Below are 23,633 nucleotides of genomic sequence, written 5' to 3'. Positions count from 1 at the left end.
TTCTTCATGAGTCGTAAGCAACTGGCCCTGCTTGAACCTGCTCTGGTTCGCCAGGCGCTGATGGATGCGATAAAAAAATTAGATCCGCGCGTGCAGTGGCGCAATCCGGTGATGTTTATCGTCTGGCTGGGGAGCCTGCTGACCACCCTGCTGGCTCTTGCCATGGCGGGCGGATGGCTGTCAGGCAGCGCCACCTTTACCGCGGCGATCAGCCTGTGGCTGTGGTTCACCGTGCTGTTTGCCAACGTCGCCGAAGCGCTGGCGGAAGGACGCAGCAAAGCGCAGGCCAACAGCCTCAAAGGGGTGCAGAAAACCGCATTCGCCCGCAAGCTGCGCGAAGCGAAATATGGTGCGGCCAGCGAAACAGTGCCTGCGGATACGCTGCGCAAAGGCGACATCGTCCTGGTGGAGGCCGGAGACATTATCCCCTGCGACGGGGAGGTGATCGAAGGGGGCGCCTCGGTGGATGAGAGCGCCATCACCGGGGAGTCCGCGCCAGTGATCCGTGAGTCCGGGGGCGATTTTGCCTCGGTCACTGGCGGAACGCGCATTCTTTCCGACTGGCTGGTGATCCAGTGCAGCGTCAATCCGGGCGAAACCTTCCTTGATCGGATGATCGCCATGGTGGAAGGCGCCCAGCGGCGTAAAACCCCAAACGAAATCGCCCTGACCATTCTGCTGGTGGCGCTGACTATCGTCTTCCTGCTGGCGACGGCAACCCTGTGGCCCTTCTCGTCCTATGGCGGGACGGCGGTGAGCGTCACCGTGCTGGTGGCCCTGCTGGTCTGCCTGATCCCGACCACTATCGGCGGCCTGCTGTCGGCCATCGGCGTGGCGGGCATGAGCCGGATGCTGGCGGCCAACGTCATCGCCACCAGCGGTCGGGCGGTCGAGGCGGCTGGCGACGTCGACGTGCTGCTGCTGGATAAAACCGGCACCATCACCCTCGGCAACCGTCAGGCCTCCGAATTTCTGCCCGCCCCGGGCGTGGACGAACAAACGCTGGCCGATGCCGCCCAGCTCGCCTCGCTGGCGGATGAAACCCCGGAAGGCCGAAGCATCGTGATCCTCGCCAAACAGCGCTTCAACCTGCGCCAGCGCGACGTGCAGAGCCTGCACGCCACCTTTGTGCCCTTTACGGCGCAAACGCGGATGAGCGGGATTAACATTCAGGACCGGCTGATACGCAAGGGCTCGGTGGACGCCATTCGCCGCCATATCGCCGCCAATAACGGCCATTTCCCGCCGCAGGTCGATACCCTGGTGGAGAACGTCGCACGTCAGGGGGCCACGCCGCTGGTGGTGGCGGAAGGAGCCAGCGTTCTCGGGGTGATCGCTCTGAAAGATATCGTCAAAGGCGGCATCAAGGAGCGTTTTGCCCAGCTGCGCAAAATGGGCATCAAAACGGTGATGATCACCGGGGATAACCGTCTGACTGCCGCCGCCATTGCTGCCGAAGCGGGGGTGGATGATTTTCTCTCCGAAGCGACGCCGGAGGCCAAACTGGCGCTGATCCGCCAGTACCAGGGAGAAGGACGGCTGGTGGCCATGACCGGCGACGGTACCAATGACGCCCCGGCCCTTGCCCAGGCAGATGTCGCAGTGGCAATGAACTCCGGCACCCAGGCGGCGAAAGAGGCGGGCAATATGGTCGACCTCGACTCTAATCCGACCAAGCTGATCGAGGTGGTGCATATCGGCAAACAGATGCTGATGACCCGGGGCTCGCTGACCACCTTCAGTATCGCCAACGACGTGGCGAAATATTTCGCCATTATTCCGGCGGCGTTTGCGGCAACTTATCCGCAGCTGAACGCCCTGAACGTGATGCAACTGCACTCCCCCGCCTCGGCCATCCTGAGCGCAGTAATCTTCAACGCGCTGATCATTATCTTTCTCATCCCGCTGGCGCTGAAAGGGGTGAGCTACAAGCCGCTCACCGCCGCCGCCATGCTGCGCCGCAACCTGTGGATTTACGGTCTGGGTGGGCTGGTGGTGCCGTTTATCGGCATTAAAGCCATCGACGTTGTGCTCACCCTGTTCGGGCTGGTTTAAGAGGAAAATCAAATGGCTATGTTACGCTCCGCTATACTGTTGTTTATTCTGCTGGCCCTGATAACCGGCGGGCTCTATCCGCTGGTGACCACCGCGCTGGGTCAGTGGTGGTTTACCAACCAGGCGAACGGATCGCTTATCTACCAGCAGGGGGAGATCCGCGGTTCCCGGCTGATTGGGCAAGACTTTACCGCGGCGGGTTACTTTCACGGGCGTCCTTCCGCTACGGCTGAGAGCCCGTATAATCCCATGGCCTCGGGCGGCAGCAATCTGGCGGGCAGCAACCCTGAGCTGGATGACGCCGTTCGCGCCCGCGTGGCGGCTCTGCGTGCAGCCAACCCGCAGGCGAGCCCGGCAGTGCCGGTTGAACTGGTGACCGCCTCAGGCAGCGGGCTGGACTACAGCCTGACGCCGCAGGCCGTCGCCTGGCAGATCCCGCGCGTTGCTCTGGCGCGTCAGCTCAGCACCGAACAGCTCAGCCAGCTGGTGGCCGCCCATACGCAAAAGCCATTATTCAGCGCGATGGGCAATCCAGTGGTCAATATTGTTGAATTGAATCTGGCGCTGGACGCGCTAAGGAAAGAGTAAATGATTGACGAGCCTCTGCGCCCGGACCCGGACAAACTGCTGGAGCAGGCTGCCGCTCCCCATCGCGGCAAGCTGAAAATCTTCTTCGGCGCCTGCGCGGGCGTCGGCAAGACCTTCGCCATGCTCAGTGAAGCCCAGCGTCTGCGCGCCCAGGGGCTTGATATTCTCATCGGCGTGGTGGAGACCCACGGTCGCCAGGAGACCGCCGCGCTGCTGGCGGGGCTGGCAACCCAGCCGCCACGCCGCATTCATCATCGCGGGCGGCTGGTAACGGAATTCGATCTCGACGCCGCCCTCGCCCGCCGTCCGGCGCTGATCCTGATGGACGAGCTGGCGCACACCAATGCCCCGGGCTCGCGCCATCCCAAACGCTGGCAGGATGTCGAGGAGCTGCTGGACGCCGGGATTGATGTCTTTACCACCGTCAACGTTCAGCATCTGGAGAGCCTTAACGATGTGGTCAGCGGCGTCACCGGCATCCAGGTGCGGGAGACCGTCCCGGATCCGTTTTTCGATGCCGCGGACGAAGTAGTGCTGGTGGATCTCCCCCCGGACGATCTGCGTCAGCGCCTGCACGAAGGCAAAGTTTACATCGCCGGGCAGGCTGAGCGGGCCATCGAGCACTTCTTCCGTAAAGGCAATTTGATCGCCCTGCGCGAGCTGGCTCTGCGCCGCACCGCCGACCGGGTGGACGATCAGATGCGGGCCTGGCGCGACCGCCAGGGTCAGGAGAAGGTGTGGCATACCCGCGATGCGATTTTGCTCTGCATCGGCCACGGCAGCGGCAACGAGAAGCTGGTGCGCACCGCCGCGCGTCTGGCCGCGAAGTTCGGCAGCGTCTGGCATGCGGTCTACGTGGAGACGCCGCAGCTACACCGTCTGCCGGAGAACCAGCGCCGCGCCATTCTTGGTGCCCTGCGTCTGGCGCAGGAACTGGGGGCCGAAACCGCCACCCTGGCCGAGCAGGCGGAAGAGAAAGCCATCCTGCGCTACGCCCGGGAGCATAACCTCGGCAAAATTGTTATCGGCCGACGTTCCCGTCGCCGCGGGTTCAGCCGGGAGAGCTTTGCCGACAAGCTGGCACAGCGCGCCCCCGACCTCGATCTGCTGATCGTTGCACTGGATGACAAACCGGCCGCCCTGCCCGCCAGAACCCCGGACAACCGGGCATTCAGCGATAAATGGCGGATCCAGCTGCGCGGCTGTCTGGTGGCGGTGCTGCTCTGCGCGCTGATCACCTTTGTCGCCAGCCAGTGGTTACCCGGCTTCGATGCCGCCAACCTGGTGATGATCTACCTGCTGGGAGTGGTGCTCGTGGCCCTGTTTTATGGCCGCTGGCCCTCGGTGCTGGCGACGGTGATCAACGTGATCAGCTTCGATCTCTTTTTTATCGCCCCGCGCGGCACCCTGGCGGTGTCGGATGTGCAGTACGTCCTTACCTTCGCCGTGATGCTGGCGGTAGGATTGCTTATCGGCAACCTGACGGCGGGGGTGCGCTATCAGGCGCGGATCGCCCGTTACCGCGAGCAGCGCACCCGCCATCTGTATGAGATGTCGAAGGCGCTGGCGGTGGGCCGTACCGCGCAGGATATCGTCCAGACCAGCCAGCAGTTTATTCACTCCACTTTTAACGCCCGCAGCCTGATCCTGCTCCCGGATCGCGAAGGCAAACTGTGTCCGCTCACCCCGGTCTCGGGGATGACCCCGTGGGATGAGGCCATTGTCCGCTGGAGCTTTGATAAAGGCCAGCCTGCGGGTGCGGGCACTGACACGCTCCCGGGTGTGCCCTATCAGATCCTGCCGTTGCAGCGTCAGGGGGTGGTGATTGTCGAGCCGGCTAACCTGCGCCAGCTGATGATCCCCGAGCAGCAGCGGCTGCTGGAGACCTTTACCCTGCTGGTGGCGAGCGCGCTGGAACGGCTGGCACTCACCGCCAGCGAAGAACAGGCTCGGTTAGCCAGCGAGCGGGAGAGCATTCGCAATTCGCTGCTGGCCGCCCTCTCCCACGATCTGCGCACGCCGCTGACGGTGCTGTTCGGCCAGTCGGAGATCCTGACCCTCGACCTGGCGGCAGAAGGCTCCCGCCACGCTATCCAGGCCAGCGAGATCCGCCAGCATGTGCTGAACACCACCCGGCTGGTGAACAACCTGCTGGATATGGCGCGGATCCAGTCCGGCGGCTTTAACCTGAAAAAAGAGTGGCTGACGCTGGAAGAGGTGATCGGCAGCGCCTTAAAAACGCTGGAGCCGGGGCTGGGTGGTCGGCATATCGCGCTCGCGATGTCCGATCCCCTGGCGTTGATCCACGTGGATGGCCCGCTGTTCGAGCGGGTGCTGATTAATCTGCTGGAGAACGCCGCGAAATATGCGGGCAGCAGAGCGCAAATCGGCATTGACGCCAGCGTCACCCCCGAGCAGCTGCAGCTGGAGGTGTGGGACTCCGGACCGGGCATTCCGGCGGGTCAGGAAGAGGCTATCTTTGATAAGTTTGCCCGCGGGAATAAGGAGTCCGCCATTCCCGGCGTCGGGCTGGGGCTGGCGATCTGCCAGGCGATTGTTGAGGTGCACGGCGGCACCATTACCGCCCATAATCGCCCCGAAGGCGGGGCCGGGTTTTGTGTTACACTGCCGCTTGATGCGCCACCCGAGCTGAATGAATTTCCAGAGGATTTGTGATTAACGTCCTGATTGTTGAAGATGAACTCGCCATCAGTCGTTTTCTGCGTGCCGCGCTGGAAGGTGAAGGGTTGCGCGTTCACGATGCCGGGACGCTGCAACGAGGCCTGATAGAAGCCGCCACCCGCAAGCCGGACCTGGTGATCCTCGATTTGGGCCTGCCGGACGGCGACGGCCTCGACTTTATCCGGGAGGTGCGCCAGTGGAGCCAGATGCCGATCATTGTGCTCTCGGCGCGTCTGGAGGAGAGCGACAAAATTGCCGCACTCGATGCCGGTGCCGACGACTATCTCAGCAAGCCGTTTGGTATTGGCGAACTGCAGGCGCGTCTGCGCGTCGCCCTTCGCCGCCACGCGACCACCGTCCCCGTCGACCCGGTGTATACCTTTTCGGATATTCGTGTCGATCTGGCCTCGCGGCGTATTCAACGCGGTGAGGCTGAAATCCACCTGACCCCCATCGAGTTTCGCCTGCTGGCGGTGTTGCTCAACAATCACGGCAAAGTCCTCACCCAGCGCCAGCTGTTAAGTCAGGTCTGGGGACCGAATGCGGTGGAGCATAGTCACTACCTGCGCATCTATATGGGACACCTTCGCCAGAAACTCGAAGCGGATCCCGCGCGTCCACAGCACCTGTTAACCGAAACAGGGATTGGCTACCGCTTTATGCTTTGAGCATAAAAAAGCCCGGTGGCGCTAGCGCTTACCGGGCCTACAAAATCGAAGCAGTTGTAAGCCGGGCAAACGCAGTGCCGCCCGGCGCACAAACCGCAGTTATGCGTTTTTCAGCACTTCGCTGACAATCTCTACCGCTTCTTTCTCAATCTGCTGGCGGTGTTCCGCCCCAAGGAAGCTTTCGCAGTAAATCTTGTACGCATCTTCCGTACCGGATGGACGCGCCGCGAACCAGCCGTTCTCGGTCATCACCTTCAGACCACCGATTGAGGCACCGTTGCCCGGGGCCGCCGTCAGACGGGCGGTGATCGGGTCGCCTGCCAGGGTGCTGGCGCTGACCATGTCAGGTGAGAGCTTAGAGAGCGCCGCTTTCTGAGCGGAGGTGGCAGAAGCCTGGAGACGGTTGTAGCTCGGCGCACCGAAACGGGCGGCCAGCTCATCGTAGTGCTCCTGCGGGTTCTTACCGGTGACGGCAGTGATCTCCGCCGCCAGCAGGCACATGATGATACCGTCTTTGTCAGTAGACCACGGCGTACCGTCGAAGCGCAGGAAGGAAGCGCCCGCGCTCTCTTCGCCGCCAAAGCCGAAGCTGCCGTCGAACAGACCATCAACAAACCACTTAAAGCCCACCGGTACTTCCACCAGCTTGCGGCCCAGGTCGTTAACCACACGGTCGATCATTGCGGAGGAGACCAGGGTTTTACCCACGGCAACCTCTGCGCCCCACTGTGGACGATGCTGGAACAGGTAGTTGATCGCCACCGCCAGATAGTGGTTTGGATTCATCAGACCCGCCGGGGTAACGATGCCGTGACGGTCATAGTCCGGGTCGTTAGCAAAGGCGAGGTCGAACTTGTCGCGCAGCGCCAGCAGGCCAGCCATCGCACACTCGGATGAGCAGTCCATACGGATTGCGCCGTCTTTGTCGAGGTGCATAAAGCGGAAGGTCTGATCGACATGATCGTTAACGATGGTCAGATCCAGCTTGTAGTACTCCGCAATACGCTTCCAGTACTCAATACCGGAACCGCCCAGCGGGTCGACGCCCAGCTTCAGACCCGCTTTCTGGATCGCCGCCATGTCGACGATATTTGCCAGTCCTTCCACGAAGGGCTGCACCAGATCCTGCTCTTTCACGTGGCCGGAGGCCATCGCCTCGTCCAGAGAGATGCGCTTCACGCCTTTCAGGTCATCAGCTAGCAGCGCGTTGGCACGATCTTCCACCACTTTGGTAACGTTGGTGTCAGCCGGGCCGCCGTTGGGTGGGTTGTATTTGATACCGCCATCTTCCGGCGGGTTGTGGGACGGCGTGATCACAATGCCGTCAGCCTGCGCGCCGCCCTTCTGGTTATGCACCAGGATGGCGTTAGAAACGGCAGGGGTCGGCGTATAGCCGTTGTTTTCCTGAATGATGACATCCACGCCGTTGGCCGCCAGCACTTCCAGTACGGAGATAAACGCTGGCTCTGACAGGGCGTGTGTATCCTTACCCACGTAACACGGACCGGTGACGCCGTTTTTGGCACGCTCTTCCGCGATGGCCTGAGCAATGGCCAGAATATGCGGCTCGTTAAAGCTATGGCGTACCGCACTGCCGCGGTGCCCGGATGTACCAAACTTAACTGCGTGTTCTGCGTTGCCCACTTCCGGCTTCAGCACGTAATACTGTGCGGTAAGCTGGGCGACGTTAATCAAATCGCTCTGTTGTGCAGGTTGACCCGCACGATTGTGATTTGCCATTGCCTGGTCCTTTTGATGCAAGGGTTAGATAGTACCGCAAACCTTATCAATCAATTCCACCGGGAACTGCATCGACTGCATGATGTGTTCGATCATGCTGCGTTTACGTCCGGTATTGGTATTGGTGATCACCCAGTACGGTGTACCAGGGAGGTGCTTGGGTTTAGTTTGATTGCCATTCTGTAACAGCGTTTGCTCGTCACCCGCGAAGTAGACACGCGTGCGACCATGCAGTGACTCCGTCGCATCGGCAAACGCGTTGTTATCCAGTGAATAGAGTGTAGTCAGCACTAGCATAAAGCGGTTAACTGCTTTCTTCTGCTCAGCGTATTCGTCAGAAAGCAGCAGTTCGCGCATCGCACGCACTTTGTCTTTTACCTGCGTCAGCGGCTTTTCCTGGGCGACGGCAACGGGCTGGCGCGTCTCTTTGAGGGCCGGAGCGGCAGACTGCGAGGCGGCGGCCATTTTAAGCATGCGCCGTAAAATGTCGGACGCGCTCTCACCGATATGCCGCGTCTGGCTGGCGATATACTGATAGAGTTCGTCATCAACTTCGATTGTTTTCATCTTAATCCAGTGCGATATCTTATCTGAATACAAGTCGTTGGGAGTATAAGGTCAAAACCCAACAGCGGATAGCGTCAAGCCAGAATGGCGGCAAAAGTCAGAATTAACTGTTTCCTTGCAGCCGGGCGGCAGAATGGTCAACATGATACCCTAACCTGACATACGTAAAAAAAGAACTTTGCCATGAAATTGAATACCCGAGCGCAATCTGCACAATCGCCGCACAATAATTCTCCCATCGTCCTGGTGCATGGTCTGTTTGGTAGTCTGGATAATCTTGGCGTACTGGCACGGGATCTGGTGCAGGATCACGCGCTGCTGCAGGTGGACATGCGCAACCACGGCCTGTCGCCGCGCTCGCCGCAGATGACCTACGCCGATATGGCCCAGGATCTGCTGGATACGCTGAATGAGCATAATATTGAAAAAGCGATCCTGATTGGTCACTCCATGGGTGGCAAAGCGGTGATGGCGCTGACGGCGCTTGCGCCGGAGCGCATTGCCGGCCTGGTGGTGATCGACGTGGCGCCGGTGGATTACGACGTACGCCGCCACGATGAGATCTTCGCCGCTATCAACGCCGTCACGGACGCTGGCGTCAGTACCCGCCAGCAGGCCGCGGCGGTCATGCGCGAACATCTGGATGAAGAAGGCGTGGTGCAGTTTCTGCTGAAATCCTTCGTCGACGGCGAGTGGCGCTTTAACGTGCCGGTACTCTGGGATCAGTATGACCAGATCGTCGGCTGGCAGCCGGTACCGGCGTGGCCGCATCCGACGCTGTTTATTACCGGCGGCAACTCCCCGTACGTGACCGAAGCGTACCGTGATGCGCTGCTGGCGCAATTCCCCCAGGCGCGTGCGCATGTCATTGCCGGGGCCGGACACTGGATACATGCCGAAAAACCGGACGCGGTGCTGCGCGCTATCCGTCGTTACCTCGCTGACACGGCAAATTGATTAAAAAGAGAGCGACTGGTCGCCTGCGGGCCTCCAGTCGTTGGCGTGCCGTTTTCGGTGATGTATGATGGCGCGCTTATCGCCCGGGCATTAGCAGGGTGTCTTGTTTCCCCCGAAGTCTCAAAATCATGGCCAAAGAACACACGGACCGCACGACATTAGATCTGTTCGCGAATGAGCGTCGCCCGGGACGACCGAAAACCAATCCGCTTTCGCGTGATGAACAGCTGCGCATCAATAAGCGCAATCAGCTTAAACGCGATAAAAGCCGCGGGCTTAAACGCGTCGAGCTGAAACTGAACGCTGAAGCCGTCGATGCGCTGAACGAGCTGGCGAATGCCCGTGATATCAGCCGCAGTGAGCTGATTGAAGAGATGCTGATTTCGCAGCTCGAGAAATGGCACGGCAAAGCGTAAGTCAGAAAACTCCCCTTCTTATTGCTTTCATGTAGCACAGAGTGCAGTCCTGGGTGATTGCAGTTTCCGCAGGCTTCTCTGTTCTGCTATGATTGCCCTTATCCGTGGCTAAATTGCGCCACCATACCATTAAGTTTCAAGAGGTTATTTTACTCATGGCAATCATCGGCATTTTTTTTGGCAGCGACACGGGTAATACCGAAAATATCGCAAAAAACATTCAAAAACAGCTAGGTAAAGACGTTGCCGATGTGCATGACATTGCGAAAAGCAGCAAAGAAGATATCGAAGGTTACGATATTCTGCTGCTGGGCATCCCTACCTGGTACTACGGTGAAGCGCAGTGCGACTGGGACGACTTCTTCCCGTCTCTGGAAGAGATCGATTTCAACGGCAAACTGGTTGCCCTGTTCGGCTGTGGCGATCAGGAAGACTATGCCGAGTACTTCTGCGATGCTCTCGGCACCATTCGCGACATCATTGAGCCGCGCGGCGCCGTGATCGTTGGTCACTGGCCAACTGCTGGATACCACTTCGAAGCCTCAAAAGGTCTGGCCGATGATAATCATTTCGTGGGCCTCGCCATCGACGAAGATCGCCAGCCTGAACTGACCGCTGAGCGCGTAGAGAAATGGGTTAAGCAGGTTCGCGAAGAGCTGCATCTCGACGATATCCTCAACGCCTGAAATGCTGCGGCGCAACGTTGAAGTTGCGCCGCATTGATAGGTAATATCAATCAAAATAATTGCTACAAATTTTTAACTTTTCCTGCCATACCTGTACAATGATCCAGGTTCAAACGGGTCACCCTGTAACAAGTTTGTTGGCGGTACCACGTTTTTATAAGCATACTTTACTTGAGACTTGCAGTTTTCATTAGGTCATGGCAGTTCTATAATGAGACGCATTTCCCAGGTGCATTTTCTGTCACTTCTTCTTTAGAAGTGAATCGTTTAGCAACAGGACAGATTCCGCATGACTGACAACAACACCGCATTAAAGAAGGCCGGACTGAAAGTCACGCTTCCACGGTTAAAAATCCTGGAAGTGCTTCAGGGTCCGGATAACCATCATGTCAGTGCGGAAGACTTATACAAGCGTCTGATCGACATGGGCGAAGAGATTGGTCTGGCTACCGTTTACCGTGTACTGAACCAGTTCGACGATGCAGGCATCGTGACGCGTCACAATTTTGAAGGCGGGAAATCCGTATTTGAACTGACGCAGCAGCATCACCACGATCACCTGATTTGCCTGGATTGCGGCAAAGTGATCGAATTCAGCGACGACTCTATCGAATCACGTCAGCGTGAAATTGCCGCACGTCATGGCATTCGTCTGACCAACCACAGTCTCTACCTATATGGCCACTGTGCCGAAGGCGACTGCCGCGAAGATGACCACGCGCACGACGCGAAATAATTCATCCGCATACTCTGAGCCAACCTGACGGTTGGCTTTTTTTTGCCTGTCATTATGTAAAAAGCCCGGTGGCGCCTCACTGACACAGACCTACGCATTTGTAGGCCCATGTCAGCGTAGCGCCACCGGGCGTGGTAAACAGCCGATTACTTGCTGTTGTTATTGCGGATCTCCTGCCAGATTTTATCGCAGTCTTTGGTCACGTCCTGATTGTTGCCCGTTTTACGTGCCTGGATACAGGCCTGGTAATCCGCAACCCGAACGGTCTCTTGCGTCGCAAATTGCTCGTGCGCCTTCTCCTTGCGCAGCACGTCCAGCACGCTCTGGCAGGCTTCGATCTTCTCTGGCGACCCTTCAGCGGTATTGATACAGGCGCTGTAGGCCTCTTTCAGACGGGTATCTTCTTTCTGGGTCTGAGGTTGCGCGCAGGCGGTCAGTCCTGATGCCACCAGCGCGACCAGTACGATTTTTTTCAGCATAGCAGTCTCCGGTCGGCGGGGTTATGCCCCGCCGGATGTGTCATCAGAAGATGGTGAACGGGGCGATAACCATAAACTTCACGTCTCGCTCATCCTGGAAGATGTTGCCGTAACCGCCGCCGTAGCTTGGGATATCGGAATGGTTGTCATACTGCGTAAAGTGCAGTTTGAACATAGTGCCTTTCGCGCGACCGTCCTGAAGGGTGTAGATCGCATCCAGACTATAGGCAGACTCTTTGATCTTGTTAGAGGCAATATCTTCACGCTGGCCCGCGCTGTTGATCAGCCAGTCTGCCGGTTTTGCATCCCAGGCGTAAACATAAGAAGCACCTAAGCTCCAGCCTGCGAGGTTCCAGTTGCTCAGGTCATACATCGCGCCGAAAAAGACCGCTTTTTCGCCGTTGGCGTTGAAGTCGGAGCGGTTATCCCACCACACGTCCAGACGGCCGTTGGACGAAGCGTAGGTTGGGGTCATACGCTGCAGGAAGTAACCCTGCTGTCCTTCCGCCTTAACGTAAGTCCCTTCCAGACGTAAATCGACCTGGCCGACCTTATACCCCAGGGTCAGCGCCTGCAGCCATGCCGTGCCGTCGTAGATATCATTCACGGTGCCGCTGTCGGCTTTATCACGCGTGCCGTAGAACTGGTAGCTGGTCGAGAGCGGGCCGCCCACGATATCTAACTTGTAGCTGGCTTTGGCAAAATACTGATCGATGTAACCTTCGGCCTGACCAAACGCGGCTTCCAGAATCAGGTTATTTTTGAAATCGTACTTCGCGCCAAAGGAGTGGAGATAATCGACGCGGGTTTTTCTGTCATTCTGATAGAACTTGTCCACCTCCAGGTGCCACGGCGCTTTGTACTCGTTGGTCCACATGTACGAGAAACTCAGCGCACCGCTGTCGCCGTAGTCAAAGTTGGCCCCGGCTTCGGCACCCTGATAGGTACCTGGCATAAAGCTCCAGTGCGGCGCTAACAGGGTTTGACCGGTTGGCTGCAGCCAGCCGCCGCGCGCCCAGACCGGGCCGTATTTAAATTTAGCAGCCGCTTTATACAGGCTGATCCCGCTCTTATCGCCGGACCAGTCCTCTTTATAGGCTTTGTTGCTGGAGGAGAACGCAATTTCGTTCGGGTGACCGCTGTCGCCATTTTCCGCCATTTCGATGGCTGTGAACGCAGCGAGATCAAGACCGAACATGTCGGCGGCATAGCCGGACTGGAAATCAAGGTTGGCGTTCCAGGTGGAGTGAGCCAGGTTAGTTTCGTATTTGTCTGCGTCGACATTTTTGCGGTCACGTTCACGCTGCCAGTAATAAATACCGCCCGTGAGCGTGGAATCATCAATAAAACCTTCGGCCTGGGCTTTCGGAGAAACTATCCAGCCTGACATTGCTGTTACACCGGCAATAGCCAGCGCAAGCGCACTACGTTTGCCACTGAACGTACGCATAATTAATCCTCTTTGACGTATTTAAAGCGCCTTAAACGGCGAAAAACAAAAAAGTAAAAAAATGGAGGTAACCAGAAATACCCGCTTACATCTCCTGTCTGTAGACTATTTTTCGCGACGCGAATTATCAATGCTTTTCAGCGATCAAAAGTCAGGATTATGACAAAGCGCACATATTTGATTGCTATTTGTAACAATTAAAACTGAAAAGAATTTTTAATTAAAATAACGCACGTAATTAGCGGCTTATTTTTAACAGATAGCTATTTCAAGGCCAGTTCGATAGCTATTATCGTGAATTTGTGAAAGGGAAGAGAAAGCGAATCGTTTTAAGAAATGGGATTAATTCGCAACGCGAACATATTGTTGGTTAATGGCTTGCTTTCGGGGCAAAAAAAACGCCGCTATGCGCGGCGTTTATCGAAAAATAATCAGTTACTCACCGACTTTCGTCCATGTATCACGCAGACCGACGGTACGGTTAAATACCAGTTTGTCCGCAGTGGCGTAGCGGCTGTCGAGGCAGAAGTAACCTTCGCGCTCAAACTGGTACGCATGACCAGCAATAGCCTCTTTCAGGGATGGCTCCGCAAAGCCCTGCTTGATCACCAGCGACTCCGGGTTAATCACCTCCAGGAAGTCTTCAGCAGCCCCAGGGTTTGGCACGCTGAAGAGGCGATCGTACAGACGGATCTCAACCGGCAGCGCATGTGCCGCGCTGACCCAGTGGATAACGCCTTTCACCTTGCGGCCATCGGCCGGATCCTTGCTCAGGGTCTCGGCATCGTAGGTGCAGAAGATGGTGGTGATATTGCCTTCAGCGTCTTTTTCAACGCGCTCAGCTTTGATCACGTAGGCATTACGCAGGCGCACTTCTTTGCCCAGCACCAGACGTTTGTACTGCTTGTTCGCTTCTTCGCGGAAGTCGGCACGATCGATCCAGATCTCTGCGCTGAACGGCACTTCACGGCTGCCCATCTCCGGCTTGCTCGGATGGTTAGGCATGGTCACCAGCTCGCTTTCGCCCTGCGGGTAGTTTTCGATAACCAGCTTAACCGGATCGATAACAGCCATCGCGCGCGGCGCATTGTCGTTCAGATCTTCGCGAATGCAGGATTCCAGCGACGCCATCTCGATGGTGTTGTCCTGCTTGGTCACGCCGATGCGTTTGCAAAACTCGCGGATAGATGCGGCGGTATAGCCACGACGACGCAGACCGGAGATGGTTGGCATACGCGGGTCATCCCAGCCTTCAACATGCTTGTCGGTCACCAGCAGGTTCAGCTTACGCTTGGACATCACGGTGTATTCCAGATTCAGACGAGAGAACTCGTACTGACGCGGATGCACCGGAATGGAGATGTTATCCAGCACCCAGTCATACAGACGACGGTTGTCCTGGAACTCCAGCGTACATAAGGAGTGAGTAATGCCTTCCAGCGCATCGCTGATGCAGTGGGTGAAGTCGTACATCGGGTAGATGCACCATTTGCTGCCGGTCTGATGGTGATCGGCAAACTTAATGCGGTACAGCACCGGGTCACGCATCACGATAAACGGCGAGGCCATATCGATTTTAGCGCGCAGGCAGGCCTTACCCTCTTCGAAGCCACCGGCACGCATTTTTTCAAACAGCGCCAGGTTCTCTTCCACGCTGCGATCGCGGTACGGGCTGTTTTTACCCGGCGCGGTCAGCGTGCCGCGGTATTCGCGGATTTCGTCAGCAGAAAGCTCGTCAACGTAGGCCAGACCTTTGTTGATCAGCTCTACGGCGTAAGCATACAGCTGGTCAAAATAGTCGGAGGAGTAGCAGATGTCGCCAGACCAGTTGAAGCCCAACCATTGCACGTCGTTCTTAATGGACTCAACGTATTCGATATCTTCTTTCACCGGGTTGGTGTCATCGAAACGCAGGTTGCATTGACCCTGGTAGTCCTGCGCGATGCCGAAGTTCAGGCAGATCGATTTCGCATGACCAATGTGCAGGTAGCCGTTCGGCTCCGGCGGGAAACGGGTATGAACTGTGGTGTGCTTACCAGTGGCCAGATCTTCATCAATGATCTGACGGATAAAGTTGCTCGGGCGGGCTTCAGCCTCACTCATCGTGGATTCCTCAAAGCGTAAACGACGTATAACGGCATATGATCTTATAAGCCGGGCGTAGTGACAACCTTTAGTTACGCAAAAAACGGTCTCTGAAGAGAATTATGAGGGCGATTGCTGCAAAAAAAAGCGGCGGGGATATCCCCGCCGCTCAGGCACTAACGCTTACTCAGGAGCACTTATTTGCCTTTAATTTCATACAGTGGTGTCTGGCCGGCAACAACCTGACCCTGCGCCTTAATGACCAGGCCGCTGAAGTCGTCGATATTGCTGCAGACAACCGGGCTAATCATCGAGCGCGCGTTGGCGTTCAGGAAGTCGAGATCCATCTCCAGGACCGGCTGACCCGCAACCACTTCCGCACCCTCTTCGACCAGGCGTTTGAAGCCCTGACCACCCAGCGCAACGGTATCGATACCCATGTGGACAACGATCTCCGCGCCTTTCTCGGTTTCCAGGCAGAACGCGTGGTTGGTGTTGAAGATTTTGACGATAGTACCGGCTGCCGGGGAGACCACGGTTTTATCCGTTGGTTTCACCGCCACGCCATCACCGACAGCTTTGCTGGCGAAGGCTTCATCAGGCACCTGATCCAGAGCAACCACTTTACCGGTCACTGGCGAAACCAGCGCGGCGATAGTGGTCGCGTTGGCAACAGCCTGTGGCTTAACAGCCGCAGGTGCGGCAGCTGGCGCGGATGTCGCTTCAGCAGCGGCAACCGGACCGGTAGTTTTCATCGCATTGGCGATTTTCTCAGCCACGAAGCCGACGATGATCTGCACGCTGGTTTTGTTCAGGCGGATCACGCCAGACGCACCCAGACGTTTCGCCATTGCTTCGTTGACCAGGGAAGAGTCTTTCACGTTCAGACGCAGACGGGTGATGCAGGCATCAATACCGGTCAGGTTGTCGGAACCGCCAACTGCTGCGATGTACTGGCGCGCCAGACCGGAAACGTCTTCCGTCGCGGTGCCGCTAACATTTACGTCCTGACCATCCGCTTCGCTACCGGCAACGGCCAGCTCACGACCCGGGGTCATCAGGTTGAATTTGGTGATGGTGAAGCGGAACACCACGTAGTAGATAGCGAAGAACACCAGACCTTGTGGGATCAGCATGTACCAGTGTGTTGCCAGTGGGTTACGCACCCAAAGCATCATATCCACCAGACCTGCGCTGAAACCAAAGCCTGAAATCCAGTGCATGCTTGCTGCGATGAATACGGAGATACCGGTCAGCACCGCGTGGATTACGTACAGTACTGGCGCCACGAACATGAAGGAGAATTCCAGCGGCTCGGTGATACCGGTGAAGAAGGCTGCGAATGCGCCCGCCATCATGATACCCAGCACTTTTGCTTTGTTCTCTGGACGCGCACAGTGGTAGATAGCCAGCGCTGCACCCGGCAGACCGAACATCATAATCGGGAAGAAGCCCGCCTGGTAACGACCCGTAATACCGATTTCTGCTTTACCAGCAGCAATCGACTGTGCACCGCCGAGGAAGTTAGGGATATCGTTGATACCGGCAACGTCAAACCAGAATACGGAGTTCAGCGCGTGGTGCAGACCGACCGGGATCAGCAGACGGTTGAAGAACGCATAGACGCCCGCACCGACGGAACCCAGTTTCTGGATGTGCTCACCGAAGTTCACCAGACCGTCGAAGATTACCGGCCAGATGTACATCAGGATGAAAGCGACAACGATCATTACGAAAGAGGTCAGGATCGGCACCAGACGACGACCGCTGAAGAAGGAGAGCGCTTTTGGCAACTCAACGCTACTAAAGCGGTTGTAGAGTTCAGCGGAGATGATACCCACCAGGATACCCACGAACTGGTTGCTGATCTTACCGAACGCTGCCGGAACCTGGTCGGCGGGGATCTTCTGGATCATGGAAACCGCAGCCGGGGAGCAGAGCGTGGTCAACACAAGGAAGCCCACAAAACCGGTCAGTGCCGCAGCACCGTCTTTATCTTTGGACATACCATATGCCACACCGATGGCGAACAGTACGGACATGTTATCGATAATGGCTGCGCCCGATTTGATTAACAAAGCAGCCAAGGCGTTATCACCCCCCCAACTTACCGGGTCAATCCAGTAACCGACACCCATCAGTATTGCTGCCGCTGGCAGCGTGGCGACCGGCACCATTAAGGCGCGGCCAACCTTTTGTAAGTAACCTAAAATGCTCAATTTGTTCCCCCTATGAGACCCCGTTAACGGTGTATTCTCAGCTGTGTTTTTATTGTGTCACTAACTTGTAAAAACAGTTGATGATTCACTGGCTGATTGAGTGTGTGGAAAATTAATTCGTATCGCAAATTAAAAGCGTACTTTTTGTGAGTTTTGTCACCAAATATTGTTTATCACTCTCCCCTGCGCTGGCAAACTGCCAAAACTTATTTTATGATACGAAAAATCAAGACGAATTGCCCCCTCTCGGTGTGAACCAGGTTAGTCTTAATCATACCCGGACAAGCAATCCGCCAACTTTTATGAAAACTTCAGAGGTGAATAATGAGACTGATCCCCCTGGCAACTGCAGAACAAGTCGGCAAATGGGCTGCCCGCCATATCGTAAACCGTATCAATGCGTTCAAACCGACTGCCGATCGTCCTTTTGTACTCGGCCTGCCGACCGGTGGCACACCTCTTACCGCCTATAAAGCACTGGTTGAGATGCATAAAGCGGGCCAGGTTAGCTTTGAACATGTTGTTACCTTCAACATGGACGAATACGTTGGCCTGCCAAAAGATCACCCGGAAAGCTACCATAGCTTCATGCACCGGAATTTCTTTGATCATATTGATATTAAACCGGGAAATATTAATCTGCTGGATGGAAACGCACCGGATATCGATGCAGAGTGCCGTCATTACGAAGAAAAAATCCGCGCGTACGGTAAAATCCACCTGTTCATGGGTGGCGTCGGCAACGACGGCCATATCGCTTTCAACGAACCTGCCTCTTCTCTGGCCTCCCGTACCCGTATCAAAACCCTGACACATGACACCCGTGTGGCAAACTCCCGTTTCTTTGATGGCGACGTTAACCAGGTGCCAAAATACGCCCTGACCGTTGGCGTGGGTACCCTGCTGGATGCGGAAGAAGTGATGATTCTGGTGCTGGGCAGCGTGAAAGCGCAGGCGCTGCAGGCGGCAGTCGAAGGCAACGTCAACCACATGTGGACCATCAGCTGCCTGCAGCTGCATCCGAAAGCGGTTGTGGTATGCGATGAACCGTCTACCATGGAACTGAAAGTGAAGACGTTGAAATATTTCAACGAATTAGAAGCAGAAAACATTAAAGGTCTGTAATGTGACGCCGTCTCTGCCTGCAGAGACGGCATGCTATTTTAAACCGGGGGTCGTTATGTACGCTTTAACCCACGGTCGGATTTATACCGGCCATGAAATTCTGGATGACCATGCGATCGTTATCGCCAATGGCCTGATTGAACGTGTCTGCCCACTGGCTGAACTGCCAGCGGACATTGAACAACGCTCGCTCAATGGAGCAATCATCTCCCCCGGTTTTATCGACGTACAGCTTAACGGCTGTGGCGGCGTGCAGTTCAACGATACCGCCGACGCCGTCACCGTTGAAACGCTGGAAATTATGCAGCGTGCTAATGAAAAATCGGGCTGCACCAGCTACCTGCCGACGCTTATCACCACCAGCGACGACCTGATGAAGCAAGGCGTTCGCGTGATGCGTGAATATCTGGCGAAATATCCACACCAGGCGCTGGGTCTGCACCTTGAGGGACCGTGGCTGAATATCGTCAAGAAAGGCACCCATAATCCTGATTACGTCCGTAAACCTGACGATGAACTGGTTGATTTCCTCTGTGCCAACGCGGATGTGATCACCAAAGTGACCCTGGCGCCAGAAATGGTCGATCCTGAAGTGATCCGCAAGCTGGCGGACGCAGGTATTGTGGTCTCTGCAGGGCACTCCAACGCCACGCTGAAAGAGGCCAAAGTGGGCTTCCGCGCCGGTATCACCTTCGCGACCCATCTTTATAACGCCATGCCTTATATTACCGGACGCGAACCCGGTCTCGCCGGGGCAATCTTTGACGAACCGGACGTCTACTGCGGCATCATTGCCGACGGTTTACACGTCGATTATGCCAACGTGCGTAACGCTAAACGCCTGAAAGGTGACAAACTCTGCCTGGTTACCGACGCCACGGCACCGGCAGGGGCAAATATTGAACAGTTCATTTTTGCTGGTAAAACAATATACTACCGGAATGGACTCTGTGTGGATGAGAACGGAACGTTAAGCGGTTCGGCTCTGACCATGATCGAAGGCGTGCGCAATCTGGTTGAACATTGCAGCATTGCCCTCGATGAAGTGCTGCGTATGGCAACGCTCTATCCGGCACGCGCGATTGGCGTAGACAAACAGCTGGGCAGTATTGCACCGGGGATGGTCGCTAACCTCACCGCATTCACACACGATTATAAAATCATCAAGACCATCGTTAATGGTAACGAGGTCGTTACAGAGTAAGCGAAAGTATGACACCTGGCGGACAAGCTCAAATTGGCAACGTTGATCTGGTAAAGCAGCTGAACAGTGCGGCGGTTTATCGACTGATTGACCAGCACGGACCCATCTCGCGGATTCAGATTGCAGAACAGAGCCAGCTTGCCCCCGCCAGCGTGACGAAAATTACCCGTCAGCTTATTGAGCGCGGGCTGATTAAAGAAGTGGATCAGCAGGCCTCCACCGGAGGCCGTCGCGCTATCTCGATAGTTACCGAAACCCGTCATTTCCACGCCATCGGCGTGCGCCTTGGTCGTCATGATGCCACCCTGACGCTGTACGATCTGAGCAGTAAGGCTATTGCTGAAGAGCACTATGCCCTGCCGGAACGCACTCAGGAGACCCTCGAACATGCGCTGCTTAACGCCATCGAGCAGTTTATCGAATCCTGCCAGCGCAAAATCCGCGAGCTGATTGCCATTTCGGTGATCCTGCCCGGGCTTGTTGACCCGGAAAGCGGTGTGATCCGCTATATGCCGCATATTCAGGTCGAAAACTGGGCGCTGATCGACGCGCTGGAGAAGCGTTTCGCCGTGACCTGCTTTGTGGGTCACGATATCCGCAGCCTGGCGCTGGCGGAGCACTACTTTGGTGCAAGTCAGGATTGTGAAGACTCAATTCTGGTGCGCGTTCACCGCGGTACGGGCGCCGGAATTATCTCTAATGGCCGCATTTTTATTGGCCGTAACGGTAACGTGGGCGAGATTGGCCACATTCAGGTTGACCCGCTGGGTGAGCGCTGCCACTGCGGCAACTTTGGCTGTCTGGAAACCGTCGCTGCCAACGCCGCCATTGAGCAGCGGGTCCGTCATCTGCTGGAGCAGGGTTATCAGAGCCGCGTCACGCTCGATGACTGTAAAATCAACGCCATCTGCCGGGCGGCCAATAAAGGCGACGCGTTAGCCAGTGAAGTGATTGAGCAGGTTGGCCGTCATCTGGGTAAAACCATTGCCATCGCCATCAACCTGTTTAACCCACAAAAAGTGGTGATCGCCGGTGAAATTACCGAGGCTGAAAAAGTGCTGTTGCCCGCCATCGAAGGGTGCATCAATACCCAGGCGCTGAAGGCGTTTCGCCAGAACCTGCCGGTGGTTCGCTCCGCGCTGAACGATCGTTCCGCGATTGGCGCTTTTGCCCTGGTAAAACGCGCCATGCTTAACGGTATCCTTTTGCAACGTTTGCTGGAAAGCTGACAGCGTTTTATAGTGTCGCCTTCTTTTTTTTGACGTCGGGAAGTCCATGACCATTAAGAACGTTATTTGTGATATCGACGGCGTGCTGATGCACGACAACGTTGCCGTGCCGGGCGCTGCAGAGTTTCTTAACGGCATCATGGAAAAGGGCATGCCGCTGGTGCTGCTCACCAACTTCCCGTCACAGACCGGGCAGGATCTGGCGAACCGTTTTGCCACCGCCGGTATCGATGTGCCCGCCAGCGTGTTCTATACCTCGGCAATGGCCACCGCAGACTTCCTGAAGCGTCAGGAAGGCAAAAAAGCGTATGTGGTCGGTGAAGGCGCACTGATCCATGAACTGTACAAAGCGGGCTTTACCATCACCGACGTCAACCCCGACTTTGTTATCGTTGGCGAAACGCGCTCCTATAACTGGGAGATGATGCACAAGGCGGCCTTCTTTGTCGCCAACGGCGCCCGCTTTATCGCCACCAACCCGGATACCCATGGGCGCGGCTTTTACCCGGCCTGTGGCGCGCTCTGTGCCGGTATCGAGAAGATGACCGGCCGCATGCCGTTTTATGTTGGTAAGCCCAGCCCGTGGATCATTCGTGCGGCACTCAACACAATGCAGGCCCACTCGGAAGATACGGTGATTGTGGGCGATAACCTGCGCACCGATATTCTGGCGGGCTTCCAGGCCGGGCTGGAAACCATCCTGGTCCTGTCAGGGGTATCCACCCTGGACGATATCGATTCGATGCCGTTCCGACCAAGCTGGATTTACCCCTCGGTCGCGGAAATTGATGTCCTGTAACCCAAAACCACGTCTCCGGACGTGGTTTTTTCATTTTGGCTCATTAAAAACCGAAACCTATCTAATAAAAAACGCCTTTTACTGAATAAACATCAATAATACAGCTTAAGGCGTACGCTTTTTTCAACATTCATCAACAGGTATTGCACTTTTTTCTTTTTACCCGCCAAATCGCTTGCCGCCCCTCCGCTTTTGCGGCATTTTCATAAGCAAGCAACATCACACTGCAACAGGGTTAATGGAGAAGGTTATGTGTTCAATTTTCGGCGTACTGGATATCAAAACTGACGCAGGCGAACTGCGTAAAAAAGCACTGGAACTGTCCCGTCTGATGCGCCATCGCGGCCCGGACTGGTCCGGTGTCTACGCCAGCGATAAAGCCATCCTGGCGCACGAGCGTCTGTCGATTGTGGATGTCAATGCCGGTGCCCAGCCGCTATATAACGAGAAAAAAACCCATGCGCTGGCGGTCAACGGTGAAATCTACAACCACCAGGCGCTGCGCGCGGAGTACGGTGATCGCTATACCTTCCAGACCGGTTCTGACTGCGAAGTGATCCTGGCCCTCTATCAGGAGAAAGGCCCGGAGTTCCTTGACGAATTGCAGGGTATGTTTGCCTTTGCGCTGTACGACAGCGAAAAAGATGCGTACCTGATTGGCCGTGACCACATCGGAATTATCCCGCTCTATATGGGCCATGATGAGCACGGCAACTTCTATGTTGCCTCTGAAATGAAAGCCCTGGTGCCGGTTTGCCGCACCATTAAAGAGTTCCCGGCGGGCAGCTATCTGTGGAGCCAGGATGGCGAAATTCGCCAGTACTATCAGCGCGACTGGTTCGATTACGATGCCGTTAAAGACAACGTCACCGATAAAAACGAACTGCGTCAGGCGCTGGAAGATTCAGTGAAAAGCCACCTGATGTCGGACGTGCCTTACGGTGTGCTGCTCTCAGGCGGTCTGGACTCGTCCGTTATCTCAGCGATCACCAAAAAGTATGCCGCACGTCGCGTGGAAGATCAGGAGCGCTCCGAAGCCTGGTGGCCGCAGCTGCACTCCTTCGCCGTCGGCCTGGAAGGATCCCCGGACCTGAAAGCCGCGCAGGAAGTAGCAAATCACCTGGGCACCGTGCACCATGAAATTCACTTTACGGTGCAGGAAGGTCTGGATGCGATCCGCGACGTTATCTATCACATTGAAACCTATGATGTGACCACCATCCGCGCCTCCACGCCGATGTACCTGATGTCCCGTAAAATCAAAGCGATGGGAATTAAAATGGTGCTTTCCGGCGAGGGTTCTGACGAAGTGTTCGGCGGTTACCTCTACTTCCATAAAGCGCCGGATGCCAAAGAGCTGCACGAAGAGACCGTGCGTAAGCTGCAGGCCCTGCACATGTTTGACTGCGCCCGTGCCAACAAAGCGATGTCTGCATGGGGTGTTGAAGCGCGCGTCCCCTTCCTGGATAAAAAATTCCTCGACGTGGCCATGCGTATCAACCCACAGGACAAAATGTGCGGCAACGGCAAGATGGAGAAACACGTTCTGCGCGAATGCTTCGAATCTTACCTGCCTGCAAGCGTGGCGTGGCGTCAGAAAGAGCAGTTCTCTGACGGCGTAGGTTACAGCTGGATCGACACCCTGAAAGAGGTGGCAGCGAAGCAGATTTCCGATCAGCAACTGGAAACCGCCAGCTTCCGCTTCCCGTACAACACGCCGGGTTCGAAAGAAGCCTATCTGTACCGTGAGATCTTCGAAGAGCTGTTCCCGCTGCCAAGCGCAGCAGAGTGTGTTCCTGGCGGTCCTTCCGTCGCCTGCTCCTCGGCGAAAGCCATTGAGTGGGATGAAGCCTTCAAAACCATGAACGATCCATCAGGTCGTGCCGTGGGTGTGCATCAGTCCGCCTATAAGTAATCAGCCAGATCGTCATGAGGCCCTTCGGGGCCT

Annotated in this window: 19 protein-coding genes; 13 read left to right on the top strand and 6 right to left on the bottom strand. The window is 56.2% G+C overall.

The window, feature by feature from the left end:
• The first annotated feature begins 6 nt into the window (after positions 1 to 6).
• Genes kdpB through kdpE form a run of 4 tightly spaced genes read left to right on the top strand, consistent with a single transcriptional unit; the run spans position 7 to position 5,993 of the window.
• Positions 7 to 2,055 carry a potassium-transporting ATPase subunit KdpB gene (gene kdpB, locus C3406_RS02025; protein ID WP_103823571.1) on the top strand — a complete coding sequence of 683 codons (2,049 nt, stop codon included), beginning with the start codon at positions 7 to 9 and terminating at the stop codon, positions 2,053 to 2,055.
• A 12-nt stretch (positions 2,056 to 2,067) separates the two neighbouring features.
• Entirely contained in the window at positions 2,068 to 2,643 is a 576-nt protein-coding gene (gene kdpC, locus C3406_RS02020; protein WP_103823572.1) for a potassium-transporting ATPase subunit KdpC, read from the top strand.
• A complete protein-coding gene (kdpD, locus tag C3406_RS02015; RefSeq protein WP_103823573.1) occupies positions 2,644 to 5,319 on the top strand; it encodes a two-component system sensor histidine kinase KdpD in 2,676 nt (891 codons plus the stop codon).
• Positions 5,316 to 5,993 carry a two-component system response regulator KdpE gene (gene kdpE, locus C3406_RS02010; RefSeq protein ID WP_103823574.1) on the top strand — a complete coding sequence of 226 codons (678 nt, stop codon included), beginning with the start codon at positions 5,316 to 5,318 and terminating at the stop codon, positions 5,991 to 5,993. The genes kdpD and kdpE overlap by 4 nt, the downstream gene beginning before the upstream one ends.
• Positions 5,994 to 6,092: 99 nt before the next feature.
• Here kdpE and pgm read toward each other — a convergent pair whose 3' ends face one another.
• Both pgm and seqA read right to left on the bottom strand, forming a co-directional pair.
• Positions 6,093 to 7,733 carry a phosphoglucomutase (alpha-D-glucose-1,6-bisphosphate-dependent) gene (gene pgm / locus C3406_RS02005; RefSeq protein ID WP_103823575.1) on the bottom strand — a complete coding sequence of 547 codons (1,641 nt, stop codon included), beginning with the start codon at positions 7,731 to 7,733 and terminating at the stop codon, positions 6,093 to 6,095.
• Positions 7,734 to 7,757: 24 nt separating this feature from the next.
• Positions 7,758 to 8,300, bottom strand: a complete 543-nt coding sequence (gene seqA / locus C3406_RS02000) for a replication initiation negative regulator SeqA (RefSeq protein ID WP_103823576.1) — start codon at positions 8,298 to 8,300, stop codon at positions 7,758 to 7,760.
• Between the two features lie 183 nt (positions 8,301 to 8,483).
• On the opposite strand from seqA, the gene ybfF reads away from it, so the two are divergent.
• The 4 genes from ybfF to fur all read left to right on the top strand — a co-directional run bounded on the left by ybfF (position 8,484) and on the right by fur (position 11,095).
• Complete coding sequence (ybfF, locus tag C3406_RS01995) at positions 8,484 to 9,257, top strand: esterase (protein ID WP_103823577.1); 774 nt, start codon at positions 8,484 to 8,486, stop codon at positions 9,255 to 9,257.
• Positions 9,258 to 9,385: 128 nt separating this feature from the next.
• Positions 9,386 to 9,673: a LexA regulated protein gene (ybfE, locus tag C3406_RS01990; RefSeq protein ID WP_103823578.1), complete on the top strand. Its 288-nt coding sequence runs from the start codon at positions 9,386 to 9,388 to the stop codon at positions 9,671 to 9,673.
• A gap of 155 nt (positions 9,674 to 9,828) precedes the next feature.
• Positions 9,829 to 10,359 (top strand): flavodoxin FldA, encoded by a 531-nt coding sequence (fldA, locus tag C3406_RS01985; RefSeq protein ID WP_168192007.1) that lies wholly within the window; start codon positions 9,829 to 9,831, stop codon positions 10,357 to 10,359.
• A 289-nt stretch (positions 10,360 to 10,648) separates the two neighbouring features.
• On the top strand, positions 10,649 to 11,095 hold the full coding sequence (gene fur, locus C3406_RS01980) for a ferric iron uptake transcriptional regulator (protein ID WP_010428651.1): 447 nt from the start codon (positions 10,649 to 10,651) through the stop codon (positions 11,093 to 11,095).
• Between the two features lie 146 nt (positions 11,096 to 11,241).
• On the opposite strand, the gene chiQ is transcribed toward fur, so the two are convergent.
• The 4 genes from chiQ to nagE form a co-directional block, all read right to left on the bottom strand.
• Entirely contained in the window at positions 11,242 to 11,571 is a 330-nt protein-coding gene (chiQ, locus tag C3406_RS01975) for a ChiQ/YbfN family lipoprotein (RefSeq protein ID WP_103823617.1), read from the bottom strand.
• 46 nt (positions 11,572 to 11,617) lie between these two features.
• Positions 11,618 to 13,024, bottom strand: coding sequence for a chitoporin ChiP (gene chiP, locus C3406_RS01970; RefSeq protein ID WP_103823579.1), 1,407 nt, complete (start codon positions 13,022 to 13,024; stop codon positions 11,618 to 11,620).
• 435 nt (positions 13,025 to 13,459) lie between these two features.
• Complete coding sequence (gene glnS / locus C3406_RS01965; RefSeq protein WP_103823580.1) at positions 13,460 to 15,127, bottom strand: glutamine--tRNA ligase; 1,668 nt, start codon at positions 15,125 to 15,127, stop codon at positions 13,460 to 13,462.
• Between the two features lie 179 nt (positions 15,128 to 15,306).
• Positions 15,307 to 17,328, bottom strand: a complete 2,022-nt coding sequence (gene nagE, locus C3406_RS01960) for an N-acetylglucosamine-specific PTS transporter subunit IIBC (protein ID WP_103823581.1) — start codon at positions 17,326 to 17,328, stop codon at positions 15,307 to 15,309.
• Positions 17,329 to 17,652: 324 nt separating this feature from the next.
• Between nagE and nagB the strand changes: the two genes are divergently transcribed.
• The 5 genes from nagB to asnB all read left to right on the top strand — a co-directional run bounded on the left by nagB (position 17,653) and on the right by asnB (position 23,600).
• The gene (gene nagB / locus C3406_RS01955) at positions 17,653 to 18,453 is read left to right on the top strand and encodes a glucosamine-6-phosphate deaminase (protein ID WP_039031342.1); all 801 of its coding nucleotides are present in this window, start codon (positions 17,653 to 17,655) and stop codon (positions 18,451 to 18,453) included.
• Between the two features lie 55 nt (positions 18,454 to 18,508).
• Entirely contained in the window at positions 18,509 to 19,657 is a 1,149-nt protein-coding gene (nagA, locus tag C3406_RS01950) for an N-acetylglucosamine-6-phosphate deacetylase (protein ID WP_103823582.1), read from the top strand.
• Positions 19,658 to 19,665: 8 nt separating this feature from the next.
• Positions 19,666 to 20,886: a DNA-binding transcriptional regulator NagC gene (gene nagC / locus C3406_RS01945; RefSeq protein ID WP_103823583.1), complete on the top strand. Its 1,221-nt coding sequence runs from the start codon at positions 19,666 to 19,668 to the stop codon at positions 20,884 to 20,886.
• A 46-nt stretch (positions 20,887 to 20,932) separates the two neighbouring features.
• A complete protein-coding gene (locus tag C3406_RS01940) occupies positions 20,933 to 21,685 on the top strand; it encodes an HAD-IIA family hydrolase (RefSeq protein ID WP_103181044.1) in 753 nt (250 codons plus the stop codon).
• A gap of 250 nt (positions 21,686 to 21,935) precedes the next feature.
• Positions 21,936 to 23,600 (top strand): asparagine synthase B, encoded by a 1,665-nt coding sequence (gene asnB, locus C3406_RS01935; RefSeq protein WP_103823584.1) that lies wholly within the window; start codon positions 21,936 to 21,938, stop codon positions 23,598 to 23,600.
• The last annotated feature ends 33 nt before the right edge of the window (positions 23,601 to 23,633 follow it).

It is taken from the genome of Leclercia sp. LSNIH8, assembly GCF_002920195.1.
In the GTDB taxonomy this organism is placed as follows: Bacteria; Pseudomonadota; Gammaproteobacteria; order Enterobacterales; family Enterobacteriaceae; genus Enterobacter.
The sequence above is the reverse complement of the archived record's forward strand: the minus strand, read 5'-3'. Positions and strand labels throughout refer to the sequence as shown.